This window comes from Mangrovibacterium sp. (assembly GCF_059905295.1).
Map to the genome: position 1 here is coordinate 1 of NZ_JBZQJF010000016.1, position 16,549 is coordinate 16,549.

Sequence of the window (16,549 nt, forward strand, 5' to 3'; positions counted from 1 at the left end):
CGCTTCGAGTAAGTTCCCATCTCCATTCGATTGTCTTCAATTGTTTCCAACTGCCTTCTCTTGTTTTCCTCCACTTTCATCCCTGTTGGTGATTCCCGGGAATCATGTCTGTTTTTTTATGTGTTTGTCTCATCCTGAAATAGCCTTATACAAAAGGTAACACGATGAGAATAATTTGATTTAAAATGAGATTTTTAGTTGTTCTGTGTAGCTGTTCGGTCTTTTTTTAGCCCGGAGTTACTCTGGAAATTGAATGGGAGCTATTCGTGCTGAGAAATAAAATTCAGGAAGGAATAGTTAATAAATACAAATCACATTACATCCTATTTTGTAGCGTTTTCTGTCCAAATTCTGCTTCGCGGATATCAACAGAAACGGTCATCACATTATGGCCGTTGCTGTAGATTACGCCTTTCAAAGGAGGAATATCAAAATAATCGCGCCCCCAGGCAACCACAAGGTGTTGGTTTTCGGGAATCAAATTATTGGTGGGGTCAAAATCGACCCATCCAAAACCGGGAATGAAAGTTGCAAACCACGCATGTGAGGCGTCGGCTCCAACTAACTTCTCTTGCCCTTTGGGAGGTAATGTTTCAATATATCCACTCATATAGCGAGCCGGAAGGCCTACAGCACGAATGCAGGCAATAGCTATTTGTGCAAAATCCTGACAAACGCCTTTTCGCTCATTAAAAACGGTATGCAGGGGTGTTGCCACATCCGAAAAACCAGGCACAAACTGAAAATCGACAAAAATACGGTTCATAAGCTCTTTGGCGGCATCAAAAATTGAGCGGTTAGCTTGAAATGATTCCGCTGCATAGGTCCGGATTTCAGGCGCTATTTTGCGAATTAAAGGGGATTCAAGCATGTACTGGTTGGCCTCCAAAGCAACATAATCCAATGGATGCGGGTATTTTAGTGCATCTGCCATTGTTGGTTTCCGACAAGCATCTGTGTTATATTTTTCTGTGATTGATTGATAATTCCTTTCAATCAGGCTTCTGGAAGTTACAATTAGCTCTTGGTGCGGCTCCTGTATCGAAAAGCGCGTGATATAATTGCCAAAAAAATCAACGCGTTCATTGATTTCGGAAGGATTTGGCGTTATCTCAAGCTGAAAGTCAATCAATTTTTGCCCCGGTAAATCTCTCGGTCGCAAAGTTGCCAGGTTGTGGCAATAACTGACATAACTGTCGTATTGGTAGCTTGTTTTATGAATGACCTTAAAAATCATAGGCTTAAACTGAAAAGTTCTGATTGATAAGTTGATTCTGTTGGTAACTATGGCTGAAGTAGGTGGTCGTTATGGCTAATGATGTGTGATATAAAAGATCACTTAAGGTTGATAACAGTTCGTCCAAACTCGTTCGGATAAACTCTTCACCATCCACCTTGGCAAGCTCGTTGCTGTTGGCCAACCGTAGTTTTGAGAAGCCTTCAAAAACGAATTTTTCGAAGTCGGTTAGTTCATGAGAAACATGTGACTTGGGCAGGGAGGCTAAGTCCTTATTTAATCGATTGAAGCGAAATGCAATCGATCTGGGATATTTCTGATCGAGAATAATTAAGTCGATTACATTTTCGATTTTGATATATGAACGGTAGCTGTGCCGGTAAATATTCAGACTTTCGTGGCTGTTCAGCAAGGCCTCCAGAACTTCGTATTCGGTATGGTCGTCAAATTTAACTGACAAAAGACTGCGACACTTTGAAATATTCAGCATGCTCAGTTCAATCTGAAGTCCGATGAAATAAAGCAGCAGTCCCTGATCGATCAGGATACTTTCCTCAACCAGTCCCATAAATGCAATCAGGCGAGTGATGAGTTGATCCAGTGTTTGAATCAGTCGTCTGTTGGTAATTTTCTTTTCATGTTCTATTTCTCGCCAAATGGCATTGATACGCCCAAAAACCCGCCACATATCCGATGACCAGAGGTTCCGGATTGAGTAGTAAGCGTTAAAAAACATGCTCATGGTATTCGATAAGCTCCCGGTTCTCGAGCCATCAAGAATAATGGAATAAATTTCAGTAATCGGGTCCTCCATCACTTCTTCGTTGAAGAAGCCCGGGAAGGTGCAGGTGAGGTTCGTTGCTGCTTTAAAGAGTGCCTGCAGACTTTCGTGATTAGGCTTTCGGTCATTAAAGTTTGTGAAGTTCATCTGCTTCAGAACCATGCGCAAGAAGCGTGATGTTGCCAAGGCTCTTCCCACATAACGCCCTGCCCAGAACAGGTTCTCGGCAGTCAGGCTGGGGAGATTATCCAAATCAGTTTCTACGGCGCCGGAAGATTGCAAAATGGAGGGAACCGAAGATACTTTCTCTGGTTGATCTCCAATTACCCAGAAGTCCTTACTTAGGCCACCGGTTTGGTTGGTAACGGTCGTATTTCCCATCATGGGAGCAACGCGTACCAGTCCTCCCGGCATAATCTCATAACCCTTATTGCTTGCAACACCGAAAGTTCTTATGGCCATATTTCGAGGTTCCATTGTTCGTCCGATGAATGTTGGTGTTGTTGAGAAGCCAATTCGTTCTTGTGCAACAAAGCGGTAAGGACGGTCCTTGATTTGCTCCCGCAGCTCCTGCAAATCACCACTGTTCATTTGGTAACCAACAAAAACACTATCGGTATGCGGACGGTCAATACGGCGAACAACAAGTTCCGATAAATGATCGAGCACATATTGCTTTTCCCGTTCCTGCCCGCACCACCAGGAAGCAACCTGTGGTAATATCAAATCCTCATTCAACAGGTATCTGGCAATCCCCGGAATAAACGGAATTAGGCCGGGATTTTCCAAAACCCGTGAGCCAATGGGGTTGATGATAGCTACATTTTGCTGACGAACAACTTCTAGCAGACCGGGAACACCAAGCTGTGAATCTTCACGCAGTTCCAGCGGGTCGGTATAAAGGTCGTCAACACGACGAAGAACGACATCGACCTGTTTTAGTCCTTTCAATGATTTCATCCACAGGTATCCATTCCGGGCAACCAAATCGTTACCTTGAACCAGGGGATAACCCATAACGGACGAAATATAGGCATGTTCGAAGTAAGTTTCATTGAGAGGGCCTGGCGTTAAAACAACGATGGTAGGCGAATCGGTTTTTCGAGGCGATGAACTAATCAGCAGGTTATTGTAATGTTTAAAGAAATTGGTTAATCTTCGCACGTTTAACCCATTCGTAAGCTCCGGAAGAACGCGTCCAATGGTTAGCCGGTTTTCCAGTGCATAGCCCATTCCCGAGGGAGCCTGTGTCCGGTCGCTGTAAATCCACATTTGGCCATCCGGCCCGCGGGCAATGTCGGCAGCATATACCAATAACTGCTTTGCGGTTGGATACGTAATTTGATCGCAAGCACGAATAAATCCCCGATGACTGTATATTACCTCCTGCGGAATAATTCCTTTGGTAATCAACTCCCGTTTTCCGTAGAGGTCTTTTAAGATTAGATTGAATAGTTCGGCCCTTTGCTGAATACCTTTCTCAATAACCGCCCATTCCTTTTCGTCGATTAAGGTAGGGATGGCATTGAGATTCCACGGGCGGTTAAGCCCTTGCGGATCATTGTATATGTTGTAGGTCACACCATTCTCCGTAAGATGCCAGTTCAGGTCTGCCTGTCGTGAGCTCAGTTCGTTAAACCCAATGGTGTCTATGTTTTGGAACAGTTGCTCCCAAACCGGACTGGATGCTTGTTTTGTTGGTTTAACTTCATCGTTATCACATTGTATCAGATAGTCTTTCAATGGCATATCGTATTGATCAGCTTGTCATTAATCTATTTTCCAGTTGTGGCGTAAATCCAGCGTGTGCGGAAACTCCAAACTTACAGGAATTTCTTTGTAATTAAAGTTTTTTACAACAGCATGTGATTGGATTTTTCGTACGGGCTCCTGACTGTATGCCTGATTTTCGGGAGGAGCAATTTCTCCTTGGGTATGGCCAATATCCCAAAATCGGTTGATGCGGCGTGATTCGGCTTCGTAGCTATTCACCGGGAATGTTTCATAGGAACGTCCTCCCGGGTGCGAAACAAAATAGGTACAACCACCAATCGACCTCGCATTCCAGGTGTCAACAATGTCGAATACCAGGGGAGTATCCACTCCGATTGTGGGATGTAATGCCGACCAGGGTTGCCATGCCTTGTAGCGAACACCACAAACATATTCACCTTTTTTACCTGTTGGCGACAGTGGAATTTTTACGCCGTTACAGGTCAGGATATAGCGCTCGTCAACAAAATTATTCAACTTCACCTGTATGCGTTCTATCGAAGAGTCTACATAGCGGGAAGTACCCCGTCCGGTCATCTCTTCACCCAGAACATTCCATGGTTCAATTGCCATCCGCAGGTCCAAATCGATGCCTTGAATGTTCATCATGCCGTATAAGGGAAAGCGGAACTCAAAGAATGGATCGAACCAGTCTAGTTTGAAGGGATAACCTGCATCATTCAATTGCTCAACAATGTCCTTAATGTCTTCTTTGACGTAATGCTCCATCAGAAACTTATCGTGCAATTCAGTTCCCCAACGGACGAGCTTATGCTTGTATGGTTCTCGCCAAAACCAGGAAACTAAAGTCCGAACGAGTAACATCTGCATTAAACTCATGTAGGCATGAGGCGGCATGTCGAAGGCCCGAAGTTCTAAAATACCTAAACGACCAGAAGAGGAATCCGGCGAATAAAGTTTGTCGATACAAAATTCGGCCCGATGCGTATTTCCCGTGATGTCGGTAAGCATATGTCGAAACAGGCGATCGGTTAACCAATAAGGTACATCTTTCCCTTTCGGTATTTGTTCGAAGGCGATTTCCAATTCGTAGAGGTTGTCGTGCCTTCCTTCGTCAATGCGTGGTGCCTGACTGGTTGGGCCAATAAATGCCCCGGAGAACAGGTATGAAAGTCCCGGATGGTGTTGCCAGAAAGTAACTAAACTGCGTAATAAATCCGGATTTCGAAGTAGTGGACTATCTGAAGGTGAGCTACCTCCGATTGTCACATGGTTTCCGCCTCCAGTGCCGGTATGCTTGCCGTCGATCATGAATTTTTCGGTTCCCAGACGAGCTTGTCTGGCTTCCTCGTAAAGAGCAAGTGTGTTTTCAGTAAGCTCCTTCCAGTTTTTTGCAGGGTGAATGTTTACTTCAATAACTCCCGGGTCCGGTGTTACTTTGAGCTGTTCCATGCGATTGTCGCGAGGCGGTTCATAGCCCTCAATGATGATTGGAACCTGGAGATCTTCAGCCGTTGCCTCAAGCGCAGCAGTAAGGTCAAGAAATACCTCGGCACTATCAAGAGGAGGCAGGAATAGGTGAAGTCTATTCTCCCGAATTTCGGCACAAATAGCTGTTTTTATAAATGGCTGGGGCAACTTCTGAGTCGGGGCACCTGCTTTCTTCCGGTTTTGAACTAATTCGTCATATTCTCCCAAAATTCCGGTTGGCGCATATAAATCCGGTTCAAAAACAGGCTCGCTGTCCCATGCTGGGTTGCTTAAAAGTGAGCTCAACGGAAGTCTTAAGCCGACAGGTGAAGTACCGGGGGTTAAATATAGATGCTTACGGCGGAATTCCCATTGGCTGCTAATCCATCGGGTTTTATACCGATTGATTGGAAGCACATAGCCAACCGGTTTATCCAATCCGGTCTTTAGTATTTCGGCTAAACGCTTACGTTCTAACGGATCTTTCAAATCCGATTTCAACGGGTCAACATCAACCGGTAAACGCCCTTCTTCCCAAAGGAAATAAAAGGTGTCTTCGTATGCCGGTAAAATGGTGTCATTTCTGATACCTAAATATTGTGTCAGTGTTTTTAGAAATTGTTCAGGCGTATCAGGAGTTAATTTGTATTGTCGGGTGAAGGACGCCAGCAGCGTTTGATTCTTCCAAACGGGCAATCCGTCTTTTCTCCAATAGATTCCGATCTGCCAGCGAGGTAATGGTTCCCCGGGGTACCATTTCCCCTGGGCATGATGAAGAACGCCGCCTTTCCCGAATCGTTCCAATAACCGGGCTGAAAGGTTGGCTGCCAATTCTCGTTTATGGGTGCCATCAGCAGCCGTGTTCCATTGTTCCGATTCCATATCGTCGATCGAGACGAAAGTCGGTTCACCGCCCATGGTAAGACGAACATCCTGATCTTGAAGTTCTTGTTCTACCTTGAATCCCAGGTTATAAATTTCGCTCCACTGGTTCTCGGTGTAAGGCTTGGTTACCCTGGGCGATTCAAATATCCGGGTAACCGTGTTGGAGTGAAAAAATTCGGTTTCACAAACATCGGTGTACCCGGTAACCGGTGCTGCGCTGGCATAATGTGGTGTACAGGCCAATGGAATATGACCTTCGCCAGCCAGTAGTCCAGATGTTGCATCGAAGCCGATCCAGCCGGCACCAGGCACATAGGCTTCGGCCCAGGCATGCAGATCGGTAAAGTCTTTCTCCGGTCCCGAAGGCCCGTCCAGTGACTTTTCGTCGGAAGTGAGCTGAACCAGATAACCTGAAACAAAGCGAGCTCCGATTCCGAGGTGGCGGAAAACCTGAACCATTAACCAGGCAAAATCGCGGCACGAACCGGTTCGCCTTTCCAGTGTTTCTTCGCAGGTTTGCACCCCTGGTTCCATCCGGATGGTGTAGTTCAGATATTTATGGAGTTTCTGGTTGAGGTCAATGAGAAAGTCAATGGTTCGTCTGGGCGAGCGATCAATCGTTTTCATCCAATCCTTCAATAGCTTTCCGCTTTCGTTGATTTCCAAATAAGGAACCAATTCTTTTTGAAGTGACTCCTCGTAAGAAAACGGGTATTCTTCAGCATATTCTTCAATAAAAAAGTCAAAAGGGTTGATTGTTTTTAAATCTGCGATAATTTCAACCTCGATGGATAACTCTTTTGTTTTCTCGGGGAAAACCAAGCGGGCCTGGTAGTTTCCAAAGGGATCCTGTTGCCAGTTAAAAAAGTTTTCCTCTGGTTTAATTTTTATGGAATACGCTTCGATGGGGGTTCGGCTATGCGGCGCCGGACGTAGCCGGATAATATGAGGAGAAAGGTTGATTAACCGATCGTACTTATAGACCGTTTTGTGTGAAATGACAACTTTTAAAGCCATATGGATTATTGTTGGTTACATTTTTGAACAGTTGTTTTCTCTAGAAAAGAATGACTCAAAAATAGCACTGGAAATCTTATTCAACTTTATCTGGAGGTTATCAAGATATTCATGCATACCACCCCGGATAATGTCATGAATATCGGCATACTCCAATTGCGATTCCAGAATTCCGATTTCTTTTTCAGCATCGTTAGCATAACCATACCCGCTTCCGGAAATCATCTTTAGGGAGGTTGCAGCATGGTTGATGCATCGTAAGATGGACCTTGGAAATTCTTTGTCAAGAATAAGAAAGCTAGCAATTCCGGAAGGTGTCAGTTTCCCGTTGTTCTTGCGGTACATATCGTAAGCACTGACTGATTTTAATAACGCTGCCCATTGGATAATGTCAACGGGTGTACCAACATCGCTAGCCGATGGTAACAGCATATGGTATTTTACATCCAGTATACGGGAGGTTTTATCAGCTCGTTCCAGTAATTTGCCAATTCGACCAAAATGCCAGGCTTCGTTCCTTGAAATCGTAGCATCTATAATTCCCCAAAATAGTTGAATGCCTTTTTTTATTTCATCGAAAAACAGGCGAGGGTCTTTCTTTTGCCAGACTTTTTTGTTTAACCCGTTTTTTACAAAATAGTACAGGTAATTGATCTGTTCCCAAAGTTCTTTGGTAATCTCAGGGCGAATTGACCGGGCATTTTCCCGGGCATTGATGATACAGTTGTAAATCGAACTTGGGTTTTTAGGATCAAAGCTCAAAAAGTAGATAACCTTCTGTTTGTCGATTGTTTTATTCATCATTTTATACAAGTCCCAATCGCCGGTTGTAACCACTAAAGGTTGCCACTGCTCGGACAGGTGTGGAGGAAGTTCTAATGTCAGATTGAAACTCACATCCATAAACCGGGCATAGTTTTCAGCCCGCTCCACGTACCGGGTCATCCAGTACATCGCTTCTGCAACTCTACTAAGCATGTTCTTCAGCTTTAAATGTTATCTACAATCCAGGTATCTTTACTTCCACCGCCTTGAGATGAATTCACCACCAATGAGCCTTTTTTAAGGGCTACACGGGTTAGTGCTCCCGGAGTAATTTTTATTTCATTTCCATACAGAATATAGGGGCGCAAATCTACATGGCGTCCTTGTATTCCTTCGTCAGTCAGGGTTGGTACCCGCGACAAATTAATTGTTGGCTGAGCAATGTAGTTTCGGGGATTTTTCTTGATCTTCTCAATGAACTCTTTTTGTTCCTCTTTCGTCGATTTTGGCCCAATTAACATGCCGTATCCACCGGATGCATCGGTTTGCTTGATTACCAGCTTGTCGATATTCTCAATTACATATTGGCGTTCGTCCTCCTTATCGCAGATGTAGGTTTGCACGTTTGGAAGAATCATATCTTCACCCAAATAGTATTTGATAATTTCGGGAACATAGGCATACACTGCTTTATCATCAGCAACTCCAGTTCCCGGTGCATTAACCAGGGTAACATTTCCTTTCAGGTAGGCTTTGAATAAACCCGGAGTACCTAATAACGAATCCGGACGGAAAACTTCCGGGTCAATAAAGTCGTCATCAATCCGGCGATAGATTACATCGATTCGTTGCAATCCTTTCGTCGTGATCTTGTAAACAATATCGTTCTTTACAATCAAATCGCGTCCTTCGACCAATTCAGCACCCATTTGCTGTGCCAGGTAGGCGTGTTCGAAATAGGCTGAGTTGTATGAGCCAGGTGTTAATACGGCTATTGAACTACCACCACCAGGAGACAACGACTCAAGCATATCCCGTAAATTATGGGTGTAGTTCATGACGGGGCGAACATTCATTTTTTCGAAAACTTCGGGGAAAGTACGTTTTAAAATTTCCCGGTTTTCGAGCATGTAGGATACGCCTGATGGACAACGCAGGTTGTCTTCTAAAACGTAATAACCCCCGTCGGCACCTCTGATGATGTCAGAACCCGTAATATGTATCCAAACGTCCTTAGGTGGTTTTAGCCCGATACATTGTTTCAGGTAGGTTTGGCTGTTTAAAATCAGTTCTTTGGGAATGATCTTATCTTTCAGAATCTTTTGTCCGTTGTAAATATCGTCCACGAACATGTTTAAAGCATAAATCCGCTGCTTTAACCCTTCTTCCAGGAAATTCCAATCCTGCCCGCTAATAATTCTAGGGATAATATCCAGGTGTAAAATACGTTCGATACCCTGGTTGTCACTATAAACGTTGAACGTCATACCAAGCGAAAGCTGAACCCGGTCGGTTGAGTGTTGTAGTAGATTGAGCTTTTTTATGCCCATCTTCTGAAGGTTGTCATAAAAAAGTGCGTAGTGAGATTTTACCTGTTTGTCACTCTCAAACATTTCATCGAAAAATCCCTCCGTCTCATAATTTTCAAAATTGATCTTCGGCATATCGTTCTCATAATGTATTAGTCTGTAGCAAATGTGATTTTTGGAGTAATTTTATTCTTTCAAAATGACTGCCCTTTTCCAAATATAGGGAAAAATGTCTATCAATTATTTGTGTTTTGTGGTAATTTGATAGAAAAGAAGTTGGATTATTAAGCGAATATTATGCCTGGGTTATGGCAATGAGAATAATTGGCTTTTTGATTGTGATTTGCATCTATTTACAGCATAATGATTGGGCTTGCCTGCTTTTTTGAATAAGTAATCGAATCTTTTTTCGATAAGATAAGTTTAAATCCGAGGTGACGGACGAGTAAAAATGTACAGACTGAAGGAAGAATTCATTTATTTCGCAAACCCAAACCTTAGATGACTATATGGAAAACTCAAATTTTAAACGCATCCGGGAGTTGAGTAAGATTCTGTTAGAGGTAGGATCGTTGCTGATGGCTTCGGGAGCTAACTCCGCGAGAATCAGGACTACTATACTGCGCATTGCCAGTGGTTTTGGCTATAATGCGGAATTGTTGATTACTCATCGGGCGTTGATGCTCACAATTTTTGATGAAGAAAACGACTATTATCAGAGTAGTTTAAAAAGGACTTCTCCACATGGAGCCAATTTCAGAATGGTTAGCGGAATTAGCCGGATGAGTTGGCATGTAGTAGAAGAAAACTGGACCTTTGAGCAAATCTGGAGCGAGATTAAACGTCTTAAATCTTTGCCGCACTTCCCTAGAATAGTCATTCTTGCAACTGTTGCTTTAGCGGGGGCTTCGTTTTGCCGCTTGTTTGGTGGTGGAGCTGTTGAAATGATTGTTGCTTATGTTGCAACATTCTGTGGCTTGTTTATTCGTCAGGAAGCCGTAAAAAAAGGATTCAACGCTTACCTATGTATCTTTTTTGCATCGTTTACTTCATGTTTAATTGCAGGAAGCTCTGTGAAATTTGGTATTGGCACGAATCCGGAACATGCTTTTGCAACATCGGTGCTTTATCTGATTCCCGGTATTCCGTTGATTAATTCCCTCTCTGATTTACTGGACGGAAATATCATGAATGGCCTGGTTCGGGGAATGAATGGCTTGATGATTTCTTTTTCCATTGCTTTAGGTATGTTGTGTACAATTTTAATCTATAATTTTTAGTACGATGGAGTGGATACCTTTTTTAGAACATTGGATTTGGCTGGGCTTTGCTGCCGTTGGTTTTGCCATCTTATTTAATGTGCCAATTCGTACGCTTTGGGTCATCTTTACGCTTGGTGCTATAGGTGGAAGTTTAAAGTTAGTGACCATGAAACTTGGTGGCGGAATTATTTTAGGTTCATTTTTCGGTGCAATGCTGGTTGGGTTCCTAAGTATATATGCTGCCCATAACCGACATGCACCGCCATTTGTATTTGCAATTCCATCGGTTATCCCCATGGTTCCGGGAGCCTTTGCATACCGAATGATGTTAGGAATTATCCGTCTTACCAGCGATGTTGATCAGGCTACTTTTGATACCTTAATTCATGGAACCGTTAATAATGGTCTGAAAGCTCTTTTTGTACTGATGGCTCTTTCGTTGGGGGTTTCGGCTCCTATGTTATTGTTTCGTAGGTCTTCAGCCAAAGAAATTAAGGTCATTAAAATTGATGAACTGATTAAGCGCTAACCTGTTTCTTGGTAAGCTTTTTTACGATACATTTTGTGTAAATGAAAAGTTAATTTACAGTTAAGTGATTGTTTTCACTTGATTTTAATATGGGAATATAATATCTTTTATTCCTGTAAATCGAATTCGTTTAAAACTCAGTACTTACCTTAACCCCAATAACACTTTTAGTTAATTGGAAAGGGCTATTTGATTTACAGTTCTGTTTTGAGACGCTTTTTTTAGAGGATTACATTGTCTGCTTAAGGAATGGAGAGAACGAATAAAGCTAATGTAAATTAACTAAAAGGGTGATTCATGAAAAATGGACTGGATAGTTATGGTCGGGTTAATTCAATTCCCGCAAAGACTAGTTGTTATACCCAACATCTGGCAAAAATAGTTGTGGCCCTATGTGTTGAGAGACGCTTTTTAGAACGAAAAGTACCCAGCTTTTGGGATAATGTGGGGGGAATAACAGGCCTGCATTCAGGGCATAAATCCCCGTTTTCCTGTGTTTTTGATTATGGATAATCTCAAATTTTAGAATATACTCTTTAGCCTTCTCTATTACTCCTCTGATATAATTCCTCGACAAAATATCGGAAATGTCATAAAGGTAACTTAAGCTTCCGGGGCATTTCAATTCAACTTTTTGTGATCCTAAAAGAGCATAAACAAGCATTTTATTGCTTGTTGTTCTCTTTCATCCCTGTAAAATGAACTTGTTCATTGATCCTTAGCTGAATTTATCCCGATCTCAAATTAAAACTGTGTTGTATGGAGAAAAGAAATTTTACTTCGAGGTTATTTATTCTTTCAATAAAAATTCTGGTGTTTATCTTGTTTTCTGGCATGCTATATAAGGCGAATGCTCAAACTGATTGTGCCTATGTGAAAGAACAGGGACAAGGGTATTCTACCACGATTCAATCGGTTGTTGATAATGGAGATGGTAGCTACACCATTGAGTTGAATGTTAAGCATGATGGTTGTATTGACGGTTGCAAAGCCATGGCAAGGTATTCGGTTGAGGCAGAACCGGGAACCTATTCCGATGTTTTTGTAACGCTGGTCACCGGTAATCTGAATTATAAAAATATTGACTTGGGACCGAAGCTGGCAGGCGATCCTTTCGATGGGTTTCGTATAACCGGTACTTCCGGTTTCGGCAATGGAGAACCTGGAGAGTTCATAATCACTTATACGCTAACCGGCGGTTTGCAGAGCCAAAGAACCCAGGTTAAAGCGGGGGGCGATTTTTTGGTTGTTGACTTTAGCATTGAGGATTTTCAGTCTGTACTGGATTGTGGCGATTCAAATATATTTCCTTATTACACACCTCCGGAGGGAGGTAAGCTGGTTTCACTGATCAGTCCGGAGCTCAATTCTCTTTACAACTTTTATGTTGCAGGAGGCACCATGACGACAAATGATATCTTCCAGATTTATGGGTCGGATGTGATGGTTGAAATTAGTGTGAAAGAAGGAATGTATAGCTCAGCCTTAAGCTTACTTCAATCAACCTATGGTTTATATGATGTTGCTGAGGGAAAGGATGAAAATACAATTTCCGGTAAGATTCCGATTTTGAATCTTTTCTCGTTGAACGTACTTGGCGATTATCTGAATTTTGTTCGTCCGGAATACCCCGCAATTCCAACTTCAGGGATCGTAACGTCGTTGGGCGATAAGGCCATGAAATCAGAATTTGCACGAGCCGGTTTTAATCTTTCCGGGGCTGGAGTGAAGATTGGTGTAATTTCCGATAGCTATAATACCATCTTGGGTAATCCGGCTGAAGATGATGTTCAAAAAGGTGTTTTGCCGGGTACCGGAAATCCGGAAAATCCAACACCGGTTGATGTACTTAAGGATTATCCTTACGGGACCTTGAGTGATGAGGGACGGGCCATGTTGCAAATTGTACACGACATTGCCCCCAAAGCTCAACTGGCCTTTAGAACCGGTTATGTTAGTGCAGCCGATTTTGCCCAGGGAATTATTGACATGAAAGATGCCGGTTGCGATATTATTGTTGATGACATTACCTATATAACTCAACCGTTTTTGCGCGATGGAATGATTGCCCAAGCAGTTAACCAAGTGAAAAACGAGGGTGTCAGTTATTTCTCAGCAGCAGGCAATTATGGTGAAAAATCATATCAGGGAAGCTTCATCGCAAGTTCCATGGCAACCAATTTGGAAGGTGTCGCCCATAATTTTGCTGGTGATGGAGGCGATGATATTTACCAGAGTGTATCCTTGAAAGAAGGCAGTTATACCATTGTATTGCAATGGGATGATGGTTCGGGATACGATGTGACGAATACTGATCTGGATATCTATTTGGCGAATAATAACGGAACCACCTTGTTCGGTTTCAACCGCGATAATATTGGTCGGCAAGCAGTTGAAGTTTTACCCTTTACAGTGGGAAGCGGAGGGGCGCAAACCAATATCCTGATCAATAAGGCTTCGGGCCCCGATCATGTTTTCTTTAAGTATGTCGTTTTCCGGGGAGATCTCACAATCGATGAGTACTCTTCGGTTGGTTCGACGCTTGTTGGGCAAGCTAATGCTGAAGGAGCCATTGCCGTTGGTGCAGTTCTTTACAGTAATACGCCTGCTTTCGATGTTGATCCGCCAACAATAGCATCTTTTTCGTCGGTTGGGGGAACACCGGTGAATGGCCTTGTTCGGAATAAACCGGAGATATGTGCCCCCAATGGTGTAAATACGACTGTTGAATTAGGTGGTGTTAATATTGATGGTGATGGATTTCCGAATTTCTTTGGTACATCCGCGGCTGCTCCGCATGCAGCAGGTGTTGCTGCCTTAATATACGAAGCCAGATCTAAATTTTACGATGCCGGGATACAGCCCGATGAACTGAAAAACCTCTTGCAGTCTACTGCCGACGATATGAATACACCGGGCTTTGATTATACTTCCGGTTATGGTTTTATTCAGGCCGATAAAGCTTTATTGGATTTAGCGAATCCTTCTCCCAGTATAACAGCTATTAGTTATGATACAACCTTGGTCCTTGGTGCCGAGCCTGTTGAGGTGAGTGTAAGCGGCTCTTATTTTACGAATGAATCGGAAATTTATCTGAATGGGGAACCGCTGAGTACGCAGTCCACTTTGGTTGGCGATTCGGTATTGGTGGCAACTATCCCCGAATTTGATGAGCTCTTTCCATACGTTGAAGCGTACAATCCGCCCAAAGAAGGAACCAATGGCACAGATGGTGGACTTTCCAATCGGCTTTATTTCTCATCCAAAGAAAAGATTTACGTTCAGATAGATGATAAGGAGAAGAAGTATGGGGAAGTGCTGCCTGAATTTACAGCAAGCTACTCGCTGATTAGCACGACTGATTCAGTAGGATTAGATGATGCAGACTTGAGCGAGGATGCCTTAGCCCGAATAAAATCAATTGCCTTTGAAACAACGGCTGATGATTTGAGTAACGTTGGCTTGTGGCAAATTACTGCTGACTCATCAGATCCGTTGAATCCGGACAGTGGTGTTGAAGCTGTTGATTCGTTGGACCTGGCTTTGTTGGAGAAATATGATTTTGTTTTTGTTCCCGGGCTGTTAACGATCAATAAAATGGATTTGCTGGTTAAACCAGTTGATAAAACAATTACGTATGGAGAGGAAATTACGGGCTTCGACTATGCGTATATCTATAACCAGGATACATTAAACCCGGAGAACAATGTTCAGATAGATCCGGTCATCGATACAGCTATTCAAACCGATCTGCAGCAAACACATGCAACGGCTTTGGTTAATGCAATAGCTCTCGTCAATGCGATTGCCCTGGTGAATGATCTAGGAGAACCTTTATTGGATGCCACAGCTTTGGTTAATAAATCGTTTATGATTAGCGATGCCACAGCTTTGGTTAACGCCACTGCGTTAGTCAATGGAACCTATATCGATCCTGAAGCTTTGTTGGATGCCACAGCTCTGGTTAATGCCGTTGCTTTGGTCAACGCTGTTGCCTTAGTTAATGCCGTTGCCCTGGTTAATGGTACAGCCTTGGTAAATAGTTACGATAGCGATGGTAATTTGGTGAGTGCTATTCCTTTAGTTAATGCTGTCGCCTTAGTTAATTCAATCGCATTGGTGAACTCGTCCACCATTAATGATGAAAGTAATAGTGAGACAATCGTAATTCTGAGCGACGAGGACCTGGCTATTCTTGACGGAACAAACCCCGGAAGTGTCGTATTGCGTTCAATTACGCTGATTACAGGCAATACCGTTGGTGAGCATCTTATTGTTCCCGGATCTCTGATTTCATCCAACTTCAATGTACATTACGGACTGGGGAAATTGACGGTAGAACCGGCTGAAGCTACGATTGATTTTGTTGCGGAAGACCTGACAAAAACTTACGATGGCTTGCAAACCAGCCCGAAAGTTGTGACTGATCCTGCTGGATTAAACTTCAATCTAACCTATGATGGAGGAACAGCTATTCCTGTCAATACGGGAACGTTTGAGCTAACAGCAACCATTGATGATCCGAATTATTACGGAAGTACAACTGCAACCTATACGATCAGTCCGGCAGTTGCTCAGGTTATCGCCGACGATAAAGTGATTTACGAAGGTGATCCGCTTCCTGAATTTACAGCAAGCTATACGGGTTTTGTTAATGGTGAAGATGAATCCATTGTTCAGAATTTGATGTTCACACTGTCACCCGAATATTCGGATGTTGCCGGAATGTATCAGATTATGCCCTCTGCGGCTGCTGCAAATTACACAATGGAGCCGGTAAATGGTACCCTGTATGTAAATCCGTTTGGTGGAGGGGTAAGGAATATTAAAACCAACCTCACTTGCGTTGAACCATTAAATCATGATCCTGACGGCTTTTCCTATCTGGCCAATTTCGAATACGAAAATCCGAACGATGCGCCCGTCTATATTGAAGTAGGTGAAAACAATTTTGTATCGGGAGAAGGAGCCTTTGATGCCAATGATCAACCGGTTTTGTTTATGCCCGGAATAGGAACCTGGCAAGCTCGCTTTGATGGTGCCCGGTTAATATGGGGTGTAAACTCCTATAATGGCTTGCATAAGACGTCCACAGGATCCGAAGCCAGCTCCACTTCCAGCCGATGTAAAGGTAATAATACCAAATCAGCGACTTTGTCAACAACCGGAAGCAGTTTGATCGTTGCTGATGAAATAACTGGTAGTGAACCGACCCTTTATCCAAATCCAACAACAGGTAAGGTTACCTTAATCCATAACTCAATGCAGTTAGTTGAAAGTGATATTGCGGTATATGATCTCTCCGGAAGGAAAGTTAGTCCGGTTATGAAGGCTGCTTCC

8 protein-coding genes are annotated in these 16,549 nt (G+C 43.2%); 3 read left to right on the top strand and 5 right to left on the bottom strand.

Annotated features, from left to right (window positions below; all coding sequences use genetic code 11):
- Nucleotides 1-316: 316 nt before the first annotated feature.
- The 5 genes from AC37HE_RS00675 to AC37HE_RS00695 are packed head-to-tail and all read right to left on the bottom strand — an operon-like array spanning nt 317 to nt 9,553.
- The gene (locus tag AC37HE_RS00675) at nt 317-1,237 is read right to left on the bottom strand and encodes a transglutaminase family protein (RefSeq protein WP_500780841.1); all 921 of its coding nucleotides are present in this window, start codon (nt 1,235-1,237) and stop codon (nt 317-319) included.
- 4 nt (nt 1,238-1,241) lie between these two features.
- Nucleotides 1,242-3,767 (bottom strand): circularly permuted type 2 ATP-grasp protein, encoded by a 2,526-nt coding sequence (locus tag AC37HE_RS00680; RefSeq protein ID WP_500780842.1) that lies wholly within the window; start codon nt 3,765-3,767, stop codon nt 1,242-1,244.
- A gap of 21 nt (nt 3,768-3,788) precedes the next feature.
- Nucleotides 3,789-7,124, bottom strand: coding sequence for a transglutaminase family protein (locus tag AC37HE_RS00685; protein WP_500780843.1), 3,336 nt, complete (start codon nt 7,122-7,124; stop codon nt 3,789-3,791).
- Nucleotides 7,125-7,139: 15 nt separating this feature from the next.
- Entirely contained in the window at nt 7,140-8,102 is a 963-nt protein-coding gene (locus AC37HE_RS00690; RefSeq protein WP_500780844.1) for an alpha-E domain-containing protein, read from the bottom strand.
- Between the two features lie 11 nt (nt 8,103-8,113).
- Nucleotides 8,114-9,553, bottom strand: a complete 1,440-nt coding sequence (locus AC37HE_RS00695) for a circularly permuted type 2 ATP-grasp protein (RefSeq protein WP_500780845.1) — start codon at nt 9,551-9,553, stop codon at nt 8,114-8,116.
- A 374-nt stretch (nt 9,554-9,927) separates the two neighbouring features.
- Between AC37HE_RS00695 and AC37HE_RS00700 the strand changes: the two genes are divergently transcribed.
- The 3 genes from AC37HE_RS00700 to AC37HE_RS00710 form a co-directional block, all read left to right on the top strand.
- Nucleotides 9,928-10,698: a threonine/serine exporter family protein gene (locus AC37HE_RS00700; RefSeq protein ID WP_500780846.1), complete on the top strand. Its 771-nt coding sequence runs from the start codon at nt 9,928-9,930 to the stop codon at nt 10,696-10,698.
- A gap of 4 nt (nt 10,699-10,702) precedes the next feature.
- A complete protein-coding gene (locus AC37HE_RS00705; RefSeq protein WP_500780847.1) occupies nt 10,703-11,209 on the top strand; it encodes a threonine/serine exporter family protein in 507 nt (168 codons plus the stop codon).
- Nucleotides 11,210-11,968: 759 nt separating this feature from the next.
- Nucleotides 11,969-16,549: S8 family serine peptidase (locus tag AC37HE_RS00710; RefSeq protein ID WP_500780848.1), on the top strand; the 4,581-nt coding region annotated here is incomplete at its 3' end.